Annotated in this window: 15 protein-coding genes; 11 read left to right on the top strand and 4 right to left on the bottom strand. The window is 43.5% G+C overall.

What is annotated here, in order from left to right:
* Positions 1-118: 118 nt before the first annotated feature.
* Positions 119-4,891, top strand: a complete 4,773-nt coding sequence (locus tag IQ209_RS00985; RefSeq protein WP_193848169.1) for an inverse autotransporter beta domain-containing protein — start codon at positions 119-121, stop codon at positions 4,889-4,891.
* Positions 4,892-4,947: 56 nt separating this feature from the next.
* On the opposite strand, the gene argS is transcribed toward IQ209_RS00985, so the two are convergent.
* Positions 4,948-6,678 carry an arginine--tRNA ligase gene (argS, locus tag IQ209_RS00980; protein ID WP_193848168.1) on the bottom strand — a complete coding sequence of 577 codons (1,731 nt, stop codon included), beginning with the start codon at positions 6,676-6,678 and terminating at the stop codon, positions 4,948-4,950.
* Between the two features lie 193 nt (positions 6,679-6,871).
* Between argS and IQ209_RS00975 the strand changes: the two genes are divergently transcribed.
* Positions 6,872-7,426 carry a VOC family protein gene (locus tag IQ209_RS00975; RefSeq protein WP_193848167.1) on the top strand — a complete coding sequence of 185 codons (555 nt, stop codon included), beginning with the start codon at positions 6,872-6,874 and terminating at the stop codon, positions 7,424-7,426.
* A 195-nt stretch (positions 7,427-7,621) separates the two neighbouring features.
* Positions 7,622-8,374, top strand: a complete 753-nt coding sequence (cutC, locus tag IQ209_RS00970; RefSeq protein ID WP_193848166.1) for a copper homeostasis protein CutC — start codon at positions 7,622-7,624, stop codon at positions 8,372-8,374.
* A gap of 98 nt (positions 8,375-8,472) precedes the next feature.
* Here cutC and cmoB read toward each other — a convergent pair whose 3' ends face one another.
* The 3 genes from cmoB to IQ209_RS00955 form a co-directional block, all read right to left on the bottom strand.
* On the bottom strand, positions 8,473-9,444 hold the full coding sequence (gene cmoB, locus IQ209_RS00965) for a tRNA 5-methoxyuridine(34)/uridine 5-oxyacetic acid(34) synthase CmoB (protein WP_193848165.1): 972 nt from the start codon (positions 9,442-9,444) through the stop codon (positions 8,473-8,475).
* Positions 9,441-10,226: a carboxy-S-adenosyl-L-methionine synthase CmoA gene (cmoA, locus tag IQ209_RS00960; protein WP_193848164.1), complete on the bottom strand. Its 786-nt coding sequence runs from the start codon at positions 10,224-10,226 to the stop codon at positions 9,441-9,443. The genes cmoB and cmoA overlap by 4 nt, the downstream gene beginning before the upstream one ends.
* A gap of 165 nt (positions 10,227-10,391) precedes the next feature.
* The gene (locus IQ209_RS00955) at positions 10,392-10,790 is read right to left on the bottom strand and encodes an MAPEG family protein (RefSeq protein WP_193848163.1); all 399 of its coding nucleotides are present in this window, start codon (positions 10,788-10,790) and stop codon (positions 10,392-10,394) included.
* Between the two features lie 268 nt (positions 10,791-11,058).
* On the opposite strand from IQ209_RS00955, the gene aspS reads away from it, so the two are divergent.
* From aspS to IQ209_RS00915, 8 genes are all read left to right on the top strand, one after another.
* Positions 11,059-12,828: an aspartate--tRNA ligase gene (gene aspS, locus IQ209_RS00950; RefSeq protein ID WP_193848162.1), complete on the top strand. Its 1,770-nt coding sequence runs from the start codon at positions 11,059-11,061 to the stop codon at positions 12,826-12,828.
* Complete coding sequence (gene nudB, locus IQ209_RS00945; RefSeq protein ID WP_193848161.1) at positions 12,828-13,262, top strand: dihydroneopterin triphosphate diphosphatase; 435 nt, start codon at positions 12,828-12,830, stop codon at positions 13,260-13,262. The genes aspS and nudB overlap by 1 nt, the downstream gene beginning before the upstream one ends.
* A 30-nt stretch (positions 13,263-13,292) precedes the next feature.
* A complete protein-coding gene (locus IQ209_RS00940; protein ID WP_047770018.1) occupies positions 13,293-14,036 on the top strand; it encodes a YebC/PmpR family DNA-binding transcriptional regulator in 744 nt (247 codons plus the stop codon).
* 119 nt (positions 14,037-14,155) lie between these two features.
* A complete protein-coding gene (ruvC, locus tag IQ209_RS00935) occupies positions 14,156-14,677 on the top strand; it encodes a crossover junction endodeoxyribonuclease RuvC (protein ID WP_193848160.1) in 522 nt (173 codons plus the stop codon).
* A gap of 78 nt (positions 14,678-14,755) precedes the next feature.
* Positions 14,756-15,373 carry a Holliday junction branch migration protein RuvA gene (ruvA, locus tag IQ209_RS00930; protein WP_193848158.1) on the top strand — a complete coding sequence of 206 codons (618 nt, stop codon included), beginning with the start codon at positions 14,756-14,758 and terminating at the stop codon, positions 15,371-15,373.
* A 16-nt stretch (positions 15,374-15,389) separates the two neighbouring features.
* Positions 15,390-16,397 (top strand): Holliday junction branch migration DNA helicase RuvB, encoded by a 1,008-nt coding sequence (gene ruvB / locus IQ209_RS00925; RefSeq protein WP_193848156.1) that lies wholly within the window; start codon positions 15,390-15,392, stop codon positions 16,395-16,397.
* 568 nt (positions 16,398-16,965) lie between these two features.
* The gene (blsG, locus tag IQ209_RS00920) at positions 16,966-18,144 is read left to right on the top strand and encodes an arginine 2,3-aminomutase (RefSeq protein WP_193848154.1); all 1,179 of its coding nucleotides are present in this window, start codon (positions 16,966-16,968) and stop codon (positions 18,142-18,144) included.
* 34 nt (positions 18,145-18,178) lie between these two features.
* Entirely contained in the window at positions 18,179-19,348 is a 1,170-nt protein-coding gene (locus IQ209_RS00915) for a pyridoxal phosphate-dependent aminotransferase (RefSeq protein ID WP_193848152.1), read from the top strand.
* Positions 19,349-19,366 lie beyond the last annotated feature (18 nt).

Raw genomic sequence — 19,366 nt, 5'->3', positions numbered from 1 at the left:
TAATAACGCAAAAATAAAATACACAACTAGTATCATAATAGGAATGGAACGGAATTATTTTATGGAAAAGTGTAACTAAAAAGGTGAGTTAATATCAAAATTTATAAGGTGTTTGTATATGCTATCATATATTGGCAAAGGCACTACCTTATTCTTTTTTCTTTACACATTACTGGTACCCTATACGATCACGAACTCCTTTGCAGATAGTCATCTGGGATCTGAAAAAAAAGAGAGCGTTAAAAAAAACAATCATCCTCCACCCAGTGTGATTACTAAAAATATCCAAATGGCAGGCAATATCCTGTCATCTTCCCCTTCAGAACTGGCAGAACAAGCTAAATCCTACGCGATAGGGCAATTTAACAGCACAGTCGCTTCCGGCACACAAAAATGGTTATCACAGTTTGGTACTGTCAGAATTAATTTTGGACTGGATAAAAAGGGAACGCTAAAAAACAATTCATTCGATCTGTTATTGCCGATTTATGATAATAAAGCAGATTGGTTGCTCTTTTCCCAACTAGGTTATCGCAATAAAGACAGCCGCAATACCATGAATCTGGGGTTAGGTGGTCGTTATTTTTATCAGGACTGGATGTATGGTCTGAATACCTTTTATGATTACGATCTGACAGGTAAAAATCAGCGTCTTGGGCTGGGCGGAGAAATAGGGGGAGATTATATTAAATTTTCTGCTAACACCTATTATCGCTTAAGTAACTGGAAAGACTCACGGGATTTTACCGGTTATTATGAACGTCCAGCCAATGGTTATGACATTAATGGGGAGTTTTTCTTACCCACTTACCCTCATCTGGGCGCCAAACTGTCTTATCAGCAATATTTTGGCGATGACGTGACCTTATTCAATCGTGACACAAAACAGAAAAACCCCGTTCTGGCGACATTGGGACTGTCTTACACGCCGGTTCCGCTATTTACCCTGGGGGTGGATTATAAACAAGGGGGAAGTGGACACAGCGAAACGCAGTTTTTGGCAAATTTTAACTATAAATTAGGTGTTCCCCTGAGCATGCAGTTATCGCCAGAAAATGTGGTGGTGGCGAGGGCATTAGCGGGCAGCCGTTATGATTTGGTAGAAAGAAACAATCATATTGTGCTTGAGCACCAGAAAAAACCGATTCCGCAATTGTCGTTACCGGAAACGATTGTTGGATACAGTCAGGAGCAGCACGAGATTTCCGTCAAATTATCCTCTGATGCCTTTGTTAAGCAGATTCATTGGACTACGAACAAAGATTTTGAACAGCACGGCGGGAAACTTTCTTCCCGCGTCGGTCACACCATAAAAATCACCCTGCCAAAATATTTATCCGGTGGTAACCAAAATAACAATTATCCTATCTATGCTCTGGCTGAATTGGTAGATGATCAAAAATTAGCGCCGGTTGCCATGCACGTGATTGTCAAGCCCTTTATTCTGAAAAAACAGGAAGGGGTCAATAACTTTACTCCAACGGGACCATTGCCGGCGACGGGGAATAAAAAGGACGGATATACGTTTGACCCTGTGATTACCTTTGATACGGTCAATCGTGCCCCGATAAAAAATGCCACCATCAGCCACGTTCAGTGGATAACCGATCCTAAAACCGGCCCGGATACCGGGTTGCAATGGATTGGCTGGGAACCCTCAGATTCTGTGGAACTCGATGAAAATGGGCATTTCAAACACAAACCGATTTTAATGAGTACCCGGCCACATAAAGAGGTCAAAGTGTATCTGCAATTGGATAGCCAGCCACCACAATTAGTCGGCGAGGTTAGTTTTGATGAAAATCCGGCCAGTTTCCACATTGAGGCAGTTAAGGTTTCCCCGTCAGTGCCGTCACAGCGAGCCAATGGTTCCCAGGCTTATACCTATAGTGCTGTGGTATTAGATAGTGATAACAATCCGGTGAGAAACCAAAAAATTGCCAATGTGAATTGGAGTAAGGACAAGAATCAGAATGGGCTTATTTGGAACCCACAAAATGGTGATGTCACAACGGACGGGGAAGGGAAATTAGCGGCGACCCTGGCCAGTACAGAGGAAATAAAGGATGTCACGGTTTCGCTCACCATTGGTAACCATAAACCTGTGGCGGCAGAACAACCCGTCTCTTTTATTGCGGATACACCGAAGTATCACATCCATAGCAGTATTGTGAGCGTAGAGCAGACAGGCTCTTTGATCGCGAACGGCCAGGATACGTATACCTATAAAGCTGTCATCATTGATAGTCAGGGGAATAAAGCGAAGAATCAAAAAATTGCCAATGTGAAATGGAGCATTACGCGGAAAGGTCAGGATGAAAGTCATAATAAGAATCTTATTTTTAATCGTAGTGGGGATACGACGAACGGGGAGGGGCAATTAACGGCAACGTTAGCCAGTACAGTGGAAATAAAGGACGTTACGGTTTCACTGTCCATTGAAGGCCAACAGCCTGTGCCTGCACAATCTCCGGTGACTTTTACTCCGGATACGTCGAAATATCGTATTAAAGAGGTAAATGTTGCGCAGCCAGGGACAGGTTCTTTGGTGGCGAACGGTAAGGATACGTATACCTATACGGCGGTCATCGTTGATGCTCAGAATCATCCGGTGCCGAACCAAAAAATGGCCAATATGAAGTGGAGCATTACGCAAAATGGTCAGGATGAGAGCCATAATAAAAATCTCATTTTTAATCATAGTGGGGATATAACGAGTGGTACAGGGCTATTAACGGCAACGTTAGCCAGTATAGTGGAAATAAAGGATGTTACGGTTTCACTGTCCATTGAAGGCCAACAGCCTGTGCCTGCACAATCTCCGGTGACCTTTACTGAGGATACCCAAGATTATCAGGTTAAAGGAGATATTCAGGTTAGCTCGTCAGGGACAGTCACGGCAGATGGTCAACAAAAATATACCTATAGGGCGACAATCATAGGTATTGATGGAAACCCCGTTTTCAAGAAAAACATTTCGAATGCGACGTGGAAGATAGAGCATCCCGACAATATGCCTGAACTCACGTTAGATCAATCAGATAAGACAACTGATGACAAAGGACAATTAACGGCAACCTTAACCAGCATTAAGGCAGTCCAGGGGGTTGTCATTTCACTCACGGTGGGAAAACAACCGCCGGTTAAGGCAAAGCCGCCGGTAGATTTCAAATCGGAACAGGCGTCAATAACACCGACACCACCAAGCCCAATATTGGTGGGTAAAAATTATACCCTGACCGTTAACGTTAAGGATGCTACGGGTAATAACCCTGAACCTAATAAGAAAGTTAACTGGACCCTAAAAAATCCCAATCAGAAAGGGGTCACACTGAATCCATCAATCAGTACAACTCAGGGTGATGGGCGTGCTACCACAACATTGACCAGTACGCAGGCGCAAACAGTGACGGTAGAGGCTTCTGTCGAAGGCGTTGAAACATCGGCGTCGGTGGATGTGGAATTCAAATGGCCAACCATTCAGAAACCCACCGTTACCGAAAAAACCGGCACCGTTCCGGCGGATGGAGATAAAGAGCCGCAACACGCTTATCACTATACTGCCCATGTGGTTGGTGCTGATGGTAAAACACCTTATAAAGAACAAGAGATTAAATTTAAGTGGCAGTTAAAATCACAGTCGGGGAGTATTCCGCAAAATACCTGGCTATCAGAGACAGGGGAAGTGACTGTTCAACCTGATGGCACATTGAAAGTTCAACTGCTTAGCAGCCAGAGAAAGCCGGTAGTGACAGGCGCTATCGTATGTCTTGTCGTTGTTGATGAAAATTCTGCTGAACTCCCTAACACAGAACAATGCTCTGATCCCGTGGATTTTGAAGCGGAAAATTTAAAAATAGTCAGCCTTGATGTTGCGTTTGATCCTAACCATCCCTTAATGGGAGGGAAGGGCAATTATACCTATACGGCGAAAGTGGTTAACGCTGACGGTACAGCGCTACCTGATGGGTATAAGGTAGAAGAGGCTAAATGGACTCTGGACCCTGCTCCTGAAACCTATAACGGTCAGGCTGAATGGGAAATTAAAGGTGACAATGACAATATAGTCACAAATGGTCAAATTACAGCTACATTAAGTAGTCAGGTTGGTATTGGTGATATTAATAATGGTCAAGTTACTGACGGCCTGAGTGTAAAATTAGAAGTCCCGGCAGGAAAGGGGAAAACGACATCCAGTCCGGCAAATCAACAAGTTGCTTTTGAAGCACCGACTTTGAAAGCCGGGCTGCATGTATTCAGTGATAAATATCCAAAAGGAAAAATATTTAAAGAGCAGAATAAACCTTATAATACATTTCAGAATCTGAAGGGCGAATTAGTGGATGCTTCTACAGAAAAACCGATTGCCGAAAATAGCAAGAGCGTGAACTATGATGCGAACCCTAAAGTAATAGATTCTGGTGGTACATCGATTGGTGATACATCTACTAATAGTCGATGGGATAAGGGAATAGTTTCATTTAACTTTATATCTACAGCTGTTTCTAACTTAAAAGTGATAACAACGGTTAAAAAAACGAATAATGCCAAATATATATATACCTATGAATTTAACGTAAAAAGGTATTTTTTTGGATCCCCCGATGGGTTAATTACCCTTCCAAATGATTTTAATTGCACTACGAGTACGGGTGTTACACAAAAAATGACAGATTATGAACTCTATAGGGGATCTGGATCTGATATTGATCTTATAACAGAGTTTGGCGATATTTCTAAATATGGAATAGCCGGTAATTCTGAATTTATTATTGGTGTTGGTCAGTCTCAAAATAAGGGACAGGATTTTATATATAGCCTAAAAAATAACACCCCTTCATTTAGTGATAACACGACTCCAGGATATGCTATGTGTGTCGATCACGGTTAATCTTAGTCCTGATTAAAAACTGGCATGATTGAGTCATGCCAGTTTGGGACAGGTAATTACATCCGCTCTACCGTCTCGATACCCAAGGTATCCAAACCTTGCTTCAAGGTCTTCGCTGTCAGCAGGGCCAATTTCAACCGGCTCTGACGCACTTCTTCGCTATCCGCACTCAGGATTGGGCAATGTTCGTAGAAACCAGAGAACAGGCCAGCCAGATCATAGAGGTAAGCACACATCACGTGAGGAGTACCTTCACGAGCAACCGTTGTGATGGTTTCTTCAAATTGCAACAGGCGCGTTGCCAAAGCTTGTTCACGTTCTTCATTCAGAAGAATCGGGTGGCTCAGGCTGTTTTCATCAATTTCTGCACGCTTGAAGATAGAATTTACGCGGGTATAGGCATACTGCATATAAGGTGCGGTATTACCTTCAAAGGCGAGCATGTTATCCCAGTCAAATACATAGTCGGTAGTGCGGTTTTTGGAAAGATCGGCATATTTCACCGCGCCAATACCGACGGCGTTGACAACTTTTTTCAGTTCGTCTTCCGGCATATCTGGGTTTTTCTCGCGGATCAGGGCATCTGCGCGTTCGATGGCCTCATCCAACAAATCAGACAGCCTGACTGTTCCCCCCGCACGGGTTTTGAATGGCTTGCCATCTTTGCCCAACATCATGCCAAACATATGGTGTTCGAGTAACATCGACTCAGGAATGTAACCTGCCTTGCGTACAATTGTCCAAGCCTGCATCAGGTGTTGGTGTTGGCGTGAATCGATGTAGTAAAGAACGCGGTCAGCATGCAGGACTTCATGACGGTACTTGGCACAGGCAATATCCGTGGTGGTATAAAGATAGCCCCCGTCTTTTTTCTGGATGATGACCCCCATTGGTTCGCCTTCTTTGTTCTTGTACTCATCAAGGTAAACCACGATAGCCCCATCGCTCTCAACGGCAAAACCACGTTGTTTTAGGTCGGCAACAACGCCTGGCAGCATATCGTTATACAAACTTTCACCCATGACATCTTTTTTTGTCAACGTTACATTCAGGCGATCATAGGTTTCCTGATTCTGTGACATGGTGATATCAACCAGCTTGCGCCACATGGTACGGCAGTATTCATCACCGCCTTGCAATTTTACGACGTAGCTACGGGCACGAACCGCAAATTCTTCATCTTCATCGTAAGTTTTCTTCGCTTCACGGTAGAAGGCTTCCAAATCGGCTAATGCCATATCACAGGCATCTTCGTTCTGGATTTTTTCCAGATAGGCAATCAGCATCCCGAACTGAGTACCCCAGTCACCAACGTGATTGGCCCGAATGACTTTGTGCCCCAAAAACTCCATTGTACGGGCTGCGGCATCGCCAATGATCGTGGAGCGAATGTGGCCAATGTGCATTTGTTTTGCCACATTCGGCGCAGAATAGTCGATAACGATGGTTTGTGGTGCTACCGGCGTGATGCCCAGTTTTTCATCTTTCAGCGCAGTTTCAATATTGGCAGCAACCCACGTTTTATCCAGAAAGATATTGATAAAACCAGGACCGGCAATCTCAACTTTGCTGGCAATTCCTTGCAGATCCAGCAAACTGACGACTTTTTCTGCCAATTGTCGGGGTGGCATTCCCACTTTTTTCGCTGCCGCCATGACACCATTTGCCTGGTAGTCACCAAACTGAGCTTTTGCAGATTGACGAACGTGAGCTTCACTGTCGGCTGGAGCACCAGCAGCAATCAGCGCATGGCTGATTTTTTCTGAAAGAATGGCCTGAATATTCACCGAGTTACCTTAAATTACGCACAAAAGCCCTTGCATTTGAATTATGCAAAGACTTTCAAGCGCGTGAGTTATGAGAAAATAACGGGTTTTATACCATATTCATTATCCTGCATGCTACTATCAGCCGCCGCTTGTGGTATGACTTTTGGTTTTTCAGCTCGCTTTCAGGCGATAATTTTTTGCTGGGGGAAAGATGACACGCTTTGCAACAATTCCTGAATTGCAGGATTTGGTGGCCGATTTATATCAATTTGAACAAAAGCTAAAGCAGTTTGGTGAATATCTTGGCCTGGAACTTACGCAGTATGCAGCGGATCATATTTCCCTGCGTTGTAATGATATTTCAATCGCTGATCGCTGGCGTCAAGGTTTTCTGCAATGTGGTCAATTATTGTCTGAGAGCATGATCAATGGCCGGCCGATCTGCTTATTTGAGTTAGAACAGCCAATCACTTTACTTGGCTGGCAAATTGATTGTGTCGAATTACCTTATCCGGGTAAAAAGCAATATATCCACGAAGGCTGGGAACATGTCGAATTTGTCCTGCCTGTGCCTCCAGAACAACTGATACACGAAGCCTATAAATTACTGCCTAATCCACTGCCTGTTGTTTTTCGTACAAAAGAGAGTCAGCCGAAAGGAAATAATGAAAGGTTACCAAACCCAACGTTAGCGCTGACGAATGGTGAAGTTACAATCAAATTTCACCCTTTTTCTCTCAAAGAGATCATCAAAAGTGAGTCGTAAATGAGTCGTGTTTTTTTGTGATCTTTATCGTAGTACTGCAACTCAGTGTGGCGACAGGCTTGTTGTGGCGCACAATATTTGAACAAACTGGAGTTTTCTCGTAGGAGTAGGAGATGTGAAACGTGTAGGCTAATCGATCACCTTCAATACCCTGGTTGGTGTTAAACAGAGCATATGCCCGAGGGAGAGCTTTGAATGATAAAACTAGAAATTTGCTGTTATAGCATAAACTGTGCTTTGGTTGCACAACAGGCAGGAGCTGATCGCATTGAATTGTGTGCAAGCCCGTCGGAAGGAGGGGTAACACCGAGTTTCGGGGCGTTGCAGCATGCACGACAGCATTTATCAATTCCTGTACATCCCATTGTACGGCCAAGAGGAGGCGACTTCTGTTACAACAATACTGATTTCGAAGTAATGAAAAATGATGTCGCTCGTATCCGTGATATGGGATTTCCTGGCGTGGTTTTTGGCGTGTTAAATGAAGAAGGTCATATCGATCGGCTTCGCATGCGGCAATTGATGTCATTGTCAGGGAATATGAAAGTCACTTTCCATCGTGCCTTTGATATGTGTTTCAATCCACATATTGCGTTAGAACAACTGACAGAGCTGGGTGTACAGCGTATTTTAACTTCAGGTCAGCAACAAAGTGCTGGGTTGGGACTACCTTTGTTAAAAGAATTGTTACAGGCCAGCCAGGGGCCGATTATTATGCCTGGGGCGGGTGTCAGAATGAGTAATATCTGTAAGTTTCTGGAAATTGGGATAACAGAAGTTCACAGTTCAGCAGGTAAAATAGTGCCTTCTGCCATGAAATATCGGAAAGCAGGCGTGAAAATGAGTTCTGACGACAGTGATGTAGATGAATATGCTTACCATTGTGTTGATGGGCAGTTAGTTGAATCGATGAAGGGCGTGATTAGTTTGGTTCAACGGACAAAATAAAATACGCTCTATTTCATCTGAATCCCCAGTTGCATCGTTGACTATGCAACTGGGGTAATCAGCCAGCAAAAAGCAACCTAAAAGATAAAAAAGAAAGATTATGGTTTGCGGGCAATAAGGACAGCCCGCAGTGGTGCTGGATAGCCTTCTATCGTTTTACTATGATCGTTTAGCTCAAGAAAATCGATCAGCGATTCAGTCTTCATCCATTCTGTCTGGCGTTGTTCCTCCAGTGTTGTGACCGCATGATCAACAATTCGGACATCAATAAAACCACATTTTTCTAACCAAACTTTCAGCATCTTGGCCGATGGAATAAAGTAGACATTCCGCATTTGTGCATAACGTTCACCAGGAATGAGGCATTGATGTTCATCACCTTCAATAACCAGGCTTTCCAAAACTAATTCACCGCCGGAAACTAACTGGTTTTTCAGTTGCCATAAATGATCGAGGGGAGAGCGGCGATGGTAAAGCACGCCCATTGAAAACACCGTATCAAAGGCTTTTAGTTCTGGTAATTGTTCAATGCCCAAAGGCAGAAGATGGGCGCGTTGGTCGTTGCCCAGTAATTTTCTGATGGCTTCAAATTGGCAAAGAAAAAGTTGGGTTGGATCAATACCCACAACGAGCTGAGCACCTTCCCCCACCATACGCCACATGTGGTAACCGCTGCCACAGCCGACATCAAGGACCGTTCTACCGTCTAAAGAGGAAATATGGGGAAGGACGCGATCCCATTTCCAGTCAGAACGCCATTCGGTATCAATCTCCACACCATACAGTGAAAAAGGTCCTTTACGCCACGGCATCAATAGCTTCAGGATATTTTGAACACGAGCTTTTTCACCGTTTGCTAGTTCTGGTTCATGGTTCGCAATGACACCATTTTTCAAATCAAGTTGGGTGGGATTAATGTCAGGCAGATTCTCCAGAATTTTGACCCATGAACTGAACTGACCATGCAATGAGGCTTGCTGCCAATGACTTAATTGTGCAGGCAGGCATTCCAACCAGTGGCTTAAGTGGTTTTTGGCGATCAATTGATAAAAGTTACTGAAATCAATCATTGTTCAGCGCCTTTTATTGCTAATAAGGAGCCAAAGTTAAAACATTGGAACCAGACTTCAACGTGCGGGAATCCGGCTTGTTTGAGGCGTGATTTGTGAGTTTCAACAGGATCTGTTCGCATGACATTTTCCAGCATACTGCGTTTTTGGCTGATCTCCAGTTCGCTGTAACCATTGGCTCGCTTGAAATCATAGTGCATGTTGAATAGCAACTCGCCAATTTGCTCATCTTCGAAATTGAATTTTTCCGATAGCACCAAAACGCCTCCAGGTTTTAAGCCCGCATAGATTTTATCCAGCATTTTCTGGCGATCATCAGGGTGCAGGAACTGTAAGGTGAAATTCAAAACGACCATTGATGCATTTTGAATGTCGGTATCAAGAATATCCTGTTCGATGACTTCAACGGGGATGTTGGCCTTGAAAGAGTCAATGTGGCGGCGGCAGCGCTCGACCATTGCCGGTGAGTTATCGACGGCAATAATACTGCAACCCTCTGTACGGGGATGGGCACTATTATTTTTGGCGCTAATAGCACGGCGGATTGATAACGTGGCTGCACCAAGGGAACAACCAAGATCATAAATTTGACTATTTGGCGTGACAAAACGTTCTGCCAGCATACCTATCATGGAAATGATATTGGAATAACCGGGAATTGAGCGTTTTACCATATCGGGAAAAACTTCGGCAACCCGTTCATCGAAACTCCAGTCACCTAAATTGGCAATGGGGGCAGAGAACAGGCTATCCCGTTGATTATGAGATTCTTGATTTGACATAACAGCATTGATTTTGGAAACAATAAGAAGCGGTTATTCTAACAGAATGCAGGAAAAGGCAGAAAGGGGGATCATCAATAGATAGACCCTCAGGCGGCAACACACCGCCCCAGGATTACGTAAAATATGCAGAGGATGTGGGGAACTATTCATAGAGGGAATAGATTATGTATAGAGAGAAAAGATCTGCTCCCATGGTAAATAGTAGATGTTGTTAAGGATCATGATCATCATTGAGATATAGGTTGCTGCCATGCCCATACGCCGCCAGCGTATTTCTCGATGACGCAAGCCAAAGTAGTGTAGTATTCTGCCGGTCAGTAATACCAATCCACAAATATGCAGCATCCAAACGGGTGCTCCATTCATTTCCATCACAATCAATAACAACATTGAAATTGGAATGTATTCAACCGCATTACCATGAACCCGAATGGCGGTTTGCAATTCATAAAAACCGCCATCGCCATAGGCGACCCGATATTGCGTTCTTAATTTGACCACATCCAGAGACAGCTTAATTAACAGTAGTGCGCCCAGTACGATATAAAGCGAGCTAACCATTTTTTAACTCCAATTGCCTAACCAAAAAACGGCCAAATGATGATAAACCGCAAAAAGAAAACTGTCGCTATAAATCATAGTATTTAATAATAAATTCTATGAATGTTCGCGGATAGCAAAAAATTGTCTTGTCAAGAACGGCGTTATGATCTTATCTCCGGTCATAATTTCCAGTATAATAGTGACCTTTTTTTGCAATTCTTCGTAAAAGAACAATGCCAAAATTTCCGCAGCAGAAAGCATAACGAGCTGAGTAAAAGGATATTGTATGCGTACTAATTATTGTGGGCAGTTGAACCTGGCCCATGAAAGCCAGAAAGTGACTCTTTGTGGGTGGGTGAATCGTCGCCGTGATTTAGGTGGCTTGATCTTTATTGATATGCGAGATCGCGAGGGTATCGTTCAGGTATTTTTTGACCCAGACCAGAAAGAGGTCTTTGCTCAGGCTTCTGAACTGCGTAATGAATTTTGTATTCAAATTACAGGGATTGTACGTGCGCGCCCTGATAACCAAATCAATAAAGATATGGCAACTGGCGAAATTGAAGTTTTCGCAGAAAGCCTGATGGTTTTTAACCGCTCGGAGCCATTGCCCCTGGACAGCAATCAGAATAACAGCGAAGAGCAGCGTCTGAAATACCGCTATCTTGATCTGCGTCGCACTGAAATGTCGCAGCGTCTGAAAACCCGTGCCAAGATCACCAGTTTTGTGCGTCGTTTTATGGATACTGCGGGTTTCATTGATGTTGAAACACCCATGCTGACTAAGGCAACACCAGAAGGTGCGCGTGACTATTTAGTGCCAAGCCGTGTGCATAAAGGTGAATTTTATGCGCTGCCGCAGTCTCCACAGCTTTTCAAACAGTTGTTGATGATGTCTGGCTTCGACCGTTATTACCAGATTGTGAAGTGCTTCCGTGATGAAGACCTGCGTGCAGATCGTCAACCAGAGTTTACCCAGATCGATGTTGAAACCTCGTTTATGACCGCTGAACAAGTTCGTGAAATCATGGAAAAAATGATCCGTGAACTGTGGCTGGATGTGAAAGGTGTCAATTTGGGCAGCTTCCCAATGATGACATTCGAAGAAGCCATGCGCCGTTTTGGTTCAGATAAGCCAGACTTACGTAATCCTCTGGAATTGGTGGATATTGCCGATCTGGTTAAAGACGTGGAATTCTCTGTTTTTGCCGAACCAGCAAATAATCCAAGAGGTCGTGTTGCGGCTATTCGCGTTCCCGGCGGGGCAGAGTTAAGCCGCAAGCAAATTGATGAGTACGGTAAATTTGTTGGCATCTATGGCGCGAAGGGTTTGGCATGGATGAAAGTGAATAACCGTGCTGCCGGCTTAGAAGGCGTACAAAGCCCGATAGCTAAGTTCCTGTCTGCGGAAGTGGTTGAGGGCTTGTTATCCCGTACCAATGCCCAGGATGGTGATATCCTGTTCTTTGGTGCTGACAAGAAAAATGTTGTCACTGATGCGATGGGAGCGCTGCGCCTGAAACTGGGCCGCGACTTGAATATTACCGATCTGGCAAGCTGGAAACCGCTTTGGGTTATTGATTTCCCTATGTTCGAAGAAAACGGAGAAGGTGGTTTGACGGCAATGCATCATCCATTTACTTCTCCGCGTGATATGTCGGCGGCTGAGTTGGAAAGTCATCCAGAATCCGCGATCGCGAATGCTTATGACATGGTGATCAATGGCTATGAAGTAGGTGGTGGTTCTGTCCGTATTCATCGTAATGAAATGCAGCAGGTGGTATTCCGCATTCTGGGAATCAATGAGCAGGAACAGCAGGAAAAATTTGGTTTCTTGCTGAACGCCCTGAAATACGGTGCACCGCCACATGCTGGTTTGGCTTTCGGTTTAGATCGCCTCGTCATGTTGCTGACTGATACAGATAATATTCGTGATGTGATCGCTTTCCCGAAAACAACGGCAGCGGCATGTTTGATGACGGATGCACCAAGCCCAGCGAATTCAGCCGCGTTGGAAGAACTGGCTATTTCGGTCGTTAAAAAAGAGAACGCATAATGGCTTATAAGCGCCCTGAATCTGTACTGGTTATGATTTATGCCGTTGACAGCAAAAGGGTGCTGATGCTACAGCGACGGGACGATCCTGAATTTTGGCAATCTGTGACAGGTAGCCTTGAAAAGGGCGAAAAACCGTGGGAGGCGGCGTTACGTGAAGTACAGGAAGAGGTCGGCATTGATATTATCAATGAAAATCTTGAACTGAAAGATTGTCAACGCTGTCTTTATTATGAGATTTTTTCGCACCTACGACATCGATATGCTCCTGGGGTAATGCGCAATAAAGAACATTGGTTCTCTCTGGCATTACCTGAGGAGCGAGAAATTTTGCTGACCGAACATCTGGCTTATCAATGGCTGGCTGCGGAAGAAGCGGCCAAATTGACGAAGTCGTGGAGCAATCGGCAAGCAATTGAAGAATTTGTCATTTAGTCTACAAGACGTTTTATCGGAGATATTTGCATGGCAGGTCATAGTAAATGGGCCAATACGAAACACCGCAAAGCTGCACAGGATGCAAAACGCGGTAAGATTTTTACAAAAATTATCCGTGAATTGGTAACGGCGGCGCGATTGGGCGGTGGTGATCCTGATTCCAACCCACGTTTGCGAGCTGCCGTCGATAAAGCGCTGTCCAACAACATGACTCGTGATACGTTGAATCGTGCAATTGCCCGTGGTGTTGGCAGCGACGAATCGGATAACATGGAAACCATCATTTATGAAGGTTACGGCCCTGGTGGTACTGCTGTGATGGTTGAGTGCCTGAGTGATAACCGTAACCGCACTGTTTCCGAAGTTCGTCATGCGTTCACCAAAACAGGTGGTAACTTAGGAACTGACGGTTCTGTTGCTTATCTGTTCACCAAGAAAGGCGTTATTTCCTACGCACCAGGCCTGGACGAAGATGCGGTGATGGAAGCCGCATTAGAAGCGGGTGCTGACGATGTTGAAACTTATGATGATGGTGCGATTGACGTCTATACTACTCCAGAGTCTTTTGGCGAAGTTAAAGATGCACTGGATGCAGCAGGCTTCAAGGCAGATTCCGCAGAAGTTTCTATGATCCCATCAACGAAAGCGGAACTGGATGCAGAAACTGCGCCTAAATTACTTCGTCTGATCGATATGCTTGAAGATTCTGACGATGTGCAAGAAGTTTATCATAATGGTGAAATCTCTGATGAGGTTGCAGCACTGCTGTAATTAGCATTAGGGTTCACAGCGTAGAGAAAGTGTTCCTTAAATCAGGACACTTTCTCTAACGTTTTTATCCCATATCTCAGGCAAACCGATTTAGGCGGAATTTAAGCGAATAATTCGATATGGCGATTATTCTTGGTATTGACCCTGGCTCCAGAGTCACGGGATATGGCGTTATTCGCCAGCAAGGACGACAACTTATCTATCTTGGTAGCGGTTGTATTCGGACAAAAGTCGATGACTTACCCAGTCGTTTGCAGAAGATTTACGCCGGAGTGACTGAAATCATCACCCAATTCCAGCCCGATGCTTTTGCAATAGAGCAAGTTTTCATGGCAAAAAATGCAGACTCAGCCTTGAAATTGGGACAAGCGCGAGGTGTGGCAATTGTCGCGGCCTCTAACCAATCCATACCGGTATTTGAATATGCAGCTCGCCAGGTGAAACAGACGGTGGTCGGTACGGGAGCGGCCGAAAAGAGCCAGATTCAGCACATGGTACGTTCGATGTTGAAATTGTCTGCTAATCCGCAGGCTGACGCCGCTGATGCGTTGGCTATTGCTATTACGCATTGTCATCTCAGTCAAAATTTACTGCGGGTAGGTGATGTGCGGTTAAATTTAACGCGTGGTCGTCTGAAATAGTTGATGCTGGATATACGTCCAGCTTTTTTTGTGCTATAAGCTAGCGGAACGATTTATTTTATTTTCAGGGGGTAAACAGTGATAGGGCGTTTGAGAGGAACCGTGTTGGAAAAACAGCCACCGTTGGTTTTATTGGAAACTCACGGTGTCGGTTATGAAATCCATATGCCAATGACCTGTTTTTATGAACTGCCTGAAATTGGCCAGGAAGCGATTTTATTTACACAATTTGTTGTGCGTGAAGATGCTCAATTATTATACGGTTTTAATGATAAACAAGAGCGTGCACTGTTCCGTGAACTGATTAAGGTCAATGGCGTTGGGCCTAAATTAGCGTTGGCAATCCTTTCGGGCATGTCTGCCCAGCAATTCGTTACAGCGATAGAACAAGAAGCTATTGTTTCATTGGTTAAGTTGCCGGGTGTTGGCAAAAAAACGGCGGAAAGGTTGGTTGTAGAGATGAAAGATCGCTTTAAAGGGCTTAATGGCGATCTATTTAACCAAAGCAGTGATGTTAATTTGCCAGCTGTCAGCAAACAAGCGAATTCCGCTGCCGATATTGAAGCAGAAGCCGCAGCGGCACTGGTTTCTTTGGGATATAAACCACAGGAAGCCAGCCGGATGGTGAGTAAAGTCGCTAAACCAGGTTCAGATTGTGAAACCCTTATTCGAGAAGCACTTCGTGCGGCTCTGTAATCACAGGAGTTAAGTGATGATTGAAGCTGACCGTCTAGTTTCAGCAGGCGTTCTGCAAGATGATGAAGCCATTGATCGTGCTATTCGGCCGAAATTTCTGTCTGAATATGTTGGGCAACCCCATGTTTGTGAACAGATGGAAATTTTTATCCAGGCGGCACGTCAACGTGGTGATGCACTGGATCACTTATTGATTTTTGGCCCCCCTGGATTAGGTAAGACCACGCTGGCAAGTATTGTGGCAAATGAAATGGGGGTTAATCTTCGTACTACATCTGGGCCGGTATTGGAGAAGGCAGGGGATCTTGCCGCTATGCTCACTAATCTGGAACCACACGATGTCTTGTTTATTGATGAAATCCACCGTTTATCACCGGTTGTGGAAGAGATCCTTTATCCGGCAATGGAAGATTATCAACTGGATATCATGATTGGCGAAGGGCCAGCCGCCCGCTCCATCAAGATTGATCTTCCTCCATTTACTTTGATTGGTGCGACCACTCGTGCAGGTTCTTTAACTTCACCATTACGTGATCGATTTGGTATCGTACAGCGCCTTGAATTTTACAACGTCGATGATTTGCAGAGCATCGTTTCCCGTAGTGCACGTTATATGGGATTAGACATTTCAGATGAAGGTGCAAGACAAATCGCGATGCGTTCTCGTGGCACTCCCCGTATTACGAATCGATTATTACGTCGTGTACGTGATTTTGCCCAGGTGAAAGGTAATGGCACAGTTGATAATCATATTGCATCCCAGGCTCTGGATATGCTGAATGTAGATTCGGCCGGATTTGATTACCTTGATCGTAAGTTGTTGATTGCCATTATTGATAAATTTATGGGTGGTCCCGTTGGGTTGGATAATCTGGCAGCGGCGATTGGTGAAGAACGAGAAACGATTGAAGATGTACTAGAGCCTTTCTTGATCCAACAAGGATTTATCCAACGAACGCCACGCGGAAGAATTGCAACCCATCATGCTTACCGGCATTTTGGCTTGAGCAAGGAAGACGAATAATAACCATCCTGACATACCAGCTCGGGTTAATTACCAGGAGCTGGATGTATACTCAATAAACTTCAAGTTGCAATCCGCAAGGCAAGGCGAGGCCTTATATTTCTCCGCACAGCGGGGAAATATAACACGCATCTTAAAGTTGGATTGGTATATCTTTTATATTGCAAAAAAATTCAATATATTTTCTTTTTAAAAGGAATGCCATTTTTTAATGATTGTATTTAATATTTTAAATTAACCTTTATTTTTGATAAGGATGTTTGCCTTTTAATTTATTGTTTATTTTAAAGGGTGATATTTACCTTTAAAGATTTTATTGATTTTAAATTGTATGGTTTGTTTTTTAAAATAATACTTATTTTTAATAGGGTATCTATTTTAAAGGTTGCAAATTTGTACAATTTATTTACATTGCCATCTGTAGCTATTATAAATTCTAGCTGGAAATTGATTAAGAGGTTGCAGAAATACACAGTGTCATGCCTTCTTGTAAATCAATGTGCATGTTTTAATTATAAGTTAGAACCTACATCCCAAAGAGTATTCAAAAGCATATGAGGAAGATGATATGTTCTTAAGTAAAGAATCGTTCAGTCATGAGGAGTGGAATGATCCAAAATTTCAATTACGTAACTTAATTAAAACATCTGAGGATTTAGGTAAATGGATTGCGTTAACTGATGGAGAAAAGAAAGCGATTGAAGCTGTGAAAGGAAAATACTTATGGCAGAGCACGCCTTATTATGCTTCGCTTATGGATAAGTATGACGAGAATTGCCCCATTCGATTGCAAACGATTCCTCACTTAAGAGAGATGAACATAGAGTACAATTCTGATAATGATCCGGTAGGCGATACTTCAAACCTTAAAACAGCCAGAGTGATCCATAAATACCCAAATCGAATTGTTTTACTTGTTTCCGATACTTGCCCTGTTTATTGTCGTCATTGCACACGTAAGTTTCATACGACAGATGTTAACGGAACCTATTTTGGGGCAGATATTGCTGCATCATATGAAGAAGATTTTGCTTATATTGAGAGCCATCCCGAAATTGATGATGTTCTCCTGACTGGCGGTGATCCCTTAATACATTATGATAAATTTCTTGAAGCCATTATTAAGAGACTAAGAAGCATCAAACATATTAACATCATTCGTATTGGAACCCGTTATCCCGTGTTTGCTCCCCAGCGAGTGACAGAAAAATTCTGTCAAATGTTGGAAAAGTATCATCCTATCTGGGTTAACACACATTTCAATCATCCTAAAGAAGTGACCGAAGAGGCGGCGGCTGCCTGTGATCGATTGCTGCGACATGGCATCCCAGTACAAAACCAGTCTGTTTTGTTAAAAGGTATCAATGATGATGTGGAAACAATGCGCTCGTTGCTTAAGGCTCTCTTGAGAATTAGGGTTCGTCCTTATTATTTGTACCATTGCGATAATGTATCTGGCGTTTCTCATTTCATGACGACTCTGGAGAAAGGGCAGGAGATTATGGACGCCCTGGTAGGGTTCGAAACAGGTTTTAGTGTACCTCAGTATGTGATTACAACGACATTAGGCAAGTTGGCTGTTAACCGAAAATATATCAATACTCATGAAGATGGCCGCATTATTGCGAGGAATTATAAACAAGAATATTTAGATATTACTGAATATATTAAACCCCCCTCTGTATTGAATTATGGCGACGAAGCACACAGTCATGGCGAAATCATTCCCTTTAAGGCTATCGATTAATTAATTTAACTGTGAATTAACAGAGATATTCATAATGATGCAAGAGAAAAATTTCTCAACCCGCATTGCAAGTAGATCAAAAAATATTAATGCCTCAGTAACGGTAGGGCTGGCAGATATCGTTACTAAACTAAAAAGTGAAGGCCGTGATATTATCGGATTGAATGAGGGTGAGTTGGATTTCAGTACCAGTGCCACTGTTGTCAATGAAACTATTCGTGCATTGATAGATGGCAAGACCCGTTATAGTTGGCTTGATGGTGAACCTCAATTAAAAGAGAGAATTTGCCAGAAAATATTTGAAGATAACCGAATTCAAGCGATACCTGAAAATATCATAGTGACCAATGGTTCAAAGCAAATTATTTATGAAATACTACAGATAGTAATTGAAGCAGGTGATGAAGTCATTATTCCTGTTCCTTGTTGGGCAACCTATTTAGAAGCCGTGAAATTAGCCGGTGGAAAAGCAGTTTTAATTGAAAATATGGGTGTGGATCTGGATGTAGAAAAAATCAAACAGGCAATCACTGACAAAACCAAACTCATTATTATCAATACACCGAATAATCCGACAGGCGCTGTTTACTCAAAAGCAGCGTTACAAACATTGTGTCAATTTGTTAAAGAGAAACAGATTTTCGTGTTATCTGATGAAGCCTATGAACAAATTGTATTTGATGTTGAACATCACAGTTTAGCTGCAATTGACGACAACGAATACATTATAACGGTACAAACATTTTCCAAAAGTTTTGCCATGACGGGATACCGCATTGGTTATATGGTTGCCCATCCTGAGTTAGTCAGCAGGGTCTCTGACCTGCACGGCCACATGACTGACAACGTTTGTACGTTTGCACAATATGGCGCTGTTGCAGCACTTGAGATGCCAAAGGATTTATATCAGGAGCGGCTGGAAATATTGAAACAGCGACGGGACCTATCATACCGATATGCCCGCGAACTTTTTGAGTGTGAATTACCTAATGGCGCATTTTATCTGTTCCCGAATGTTAAAAAATACCTCAGTGACCGTCATCGTGACGCAACTCAATTATGTGAATATTTGCTCACTCATGCAGGGGTCGCGCTAATCCCCGCAGAAGCCTGTCTTTATCATGGACATATACGTATCTCTTTTGCTGCGTCAATGGATGCTATTGAACAGGGATTTGAAAGGATAGCAACTGCATTGCGGTAACTTATGACAATGAGGATT

It is taken from the genome of Xenorhabdus sp. BG5 (assembly GCF_015163665.1).
Classification (GTDB): domain Bacteria; phylum Pseudomonadota; class Gammaproteobacteria; order Enterobacterales; family Enterobacteriaceae; genus Xenorhabdus.
Note: the sequence above shows the minus strand (reverse complement) of the source record. Positions and strands in the feature narration are given on the sequence as shown.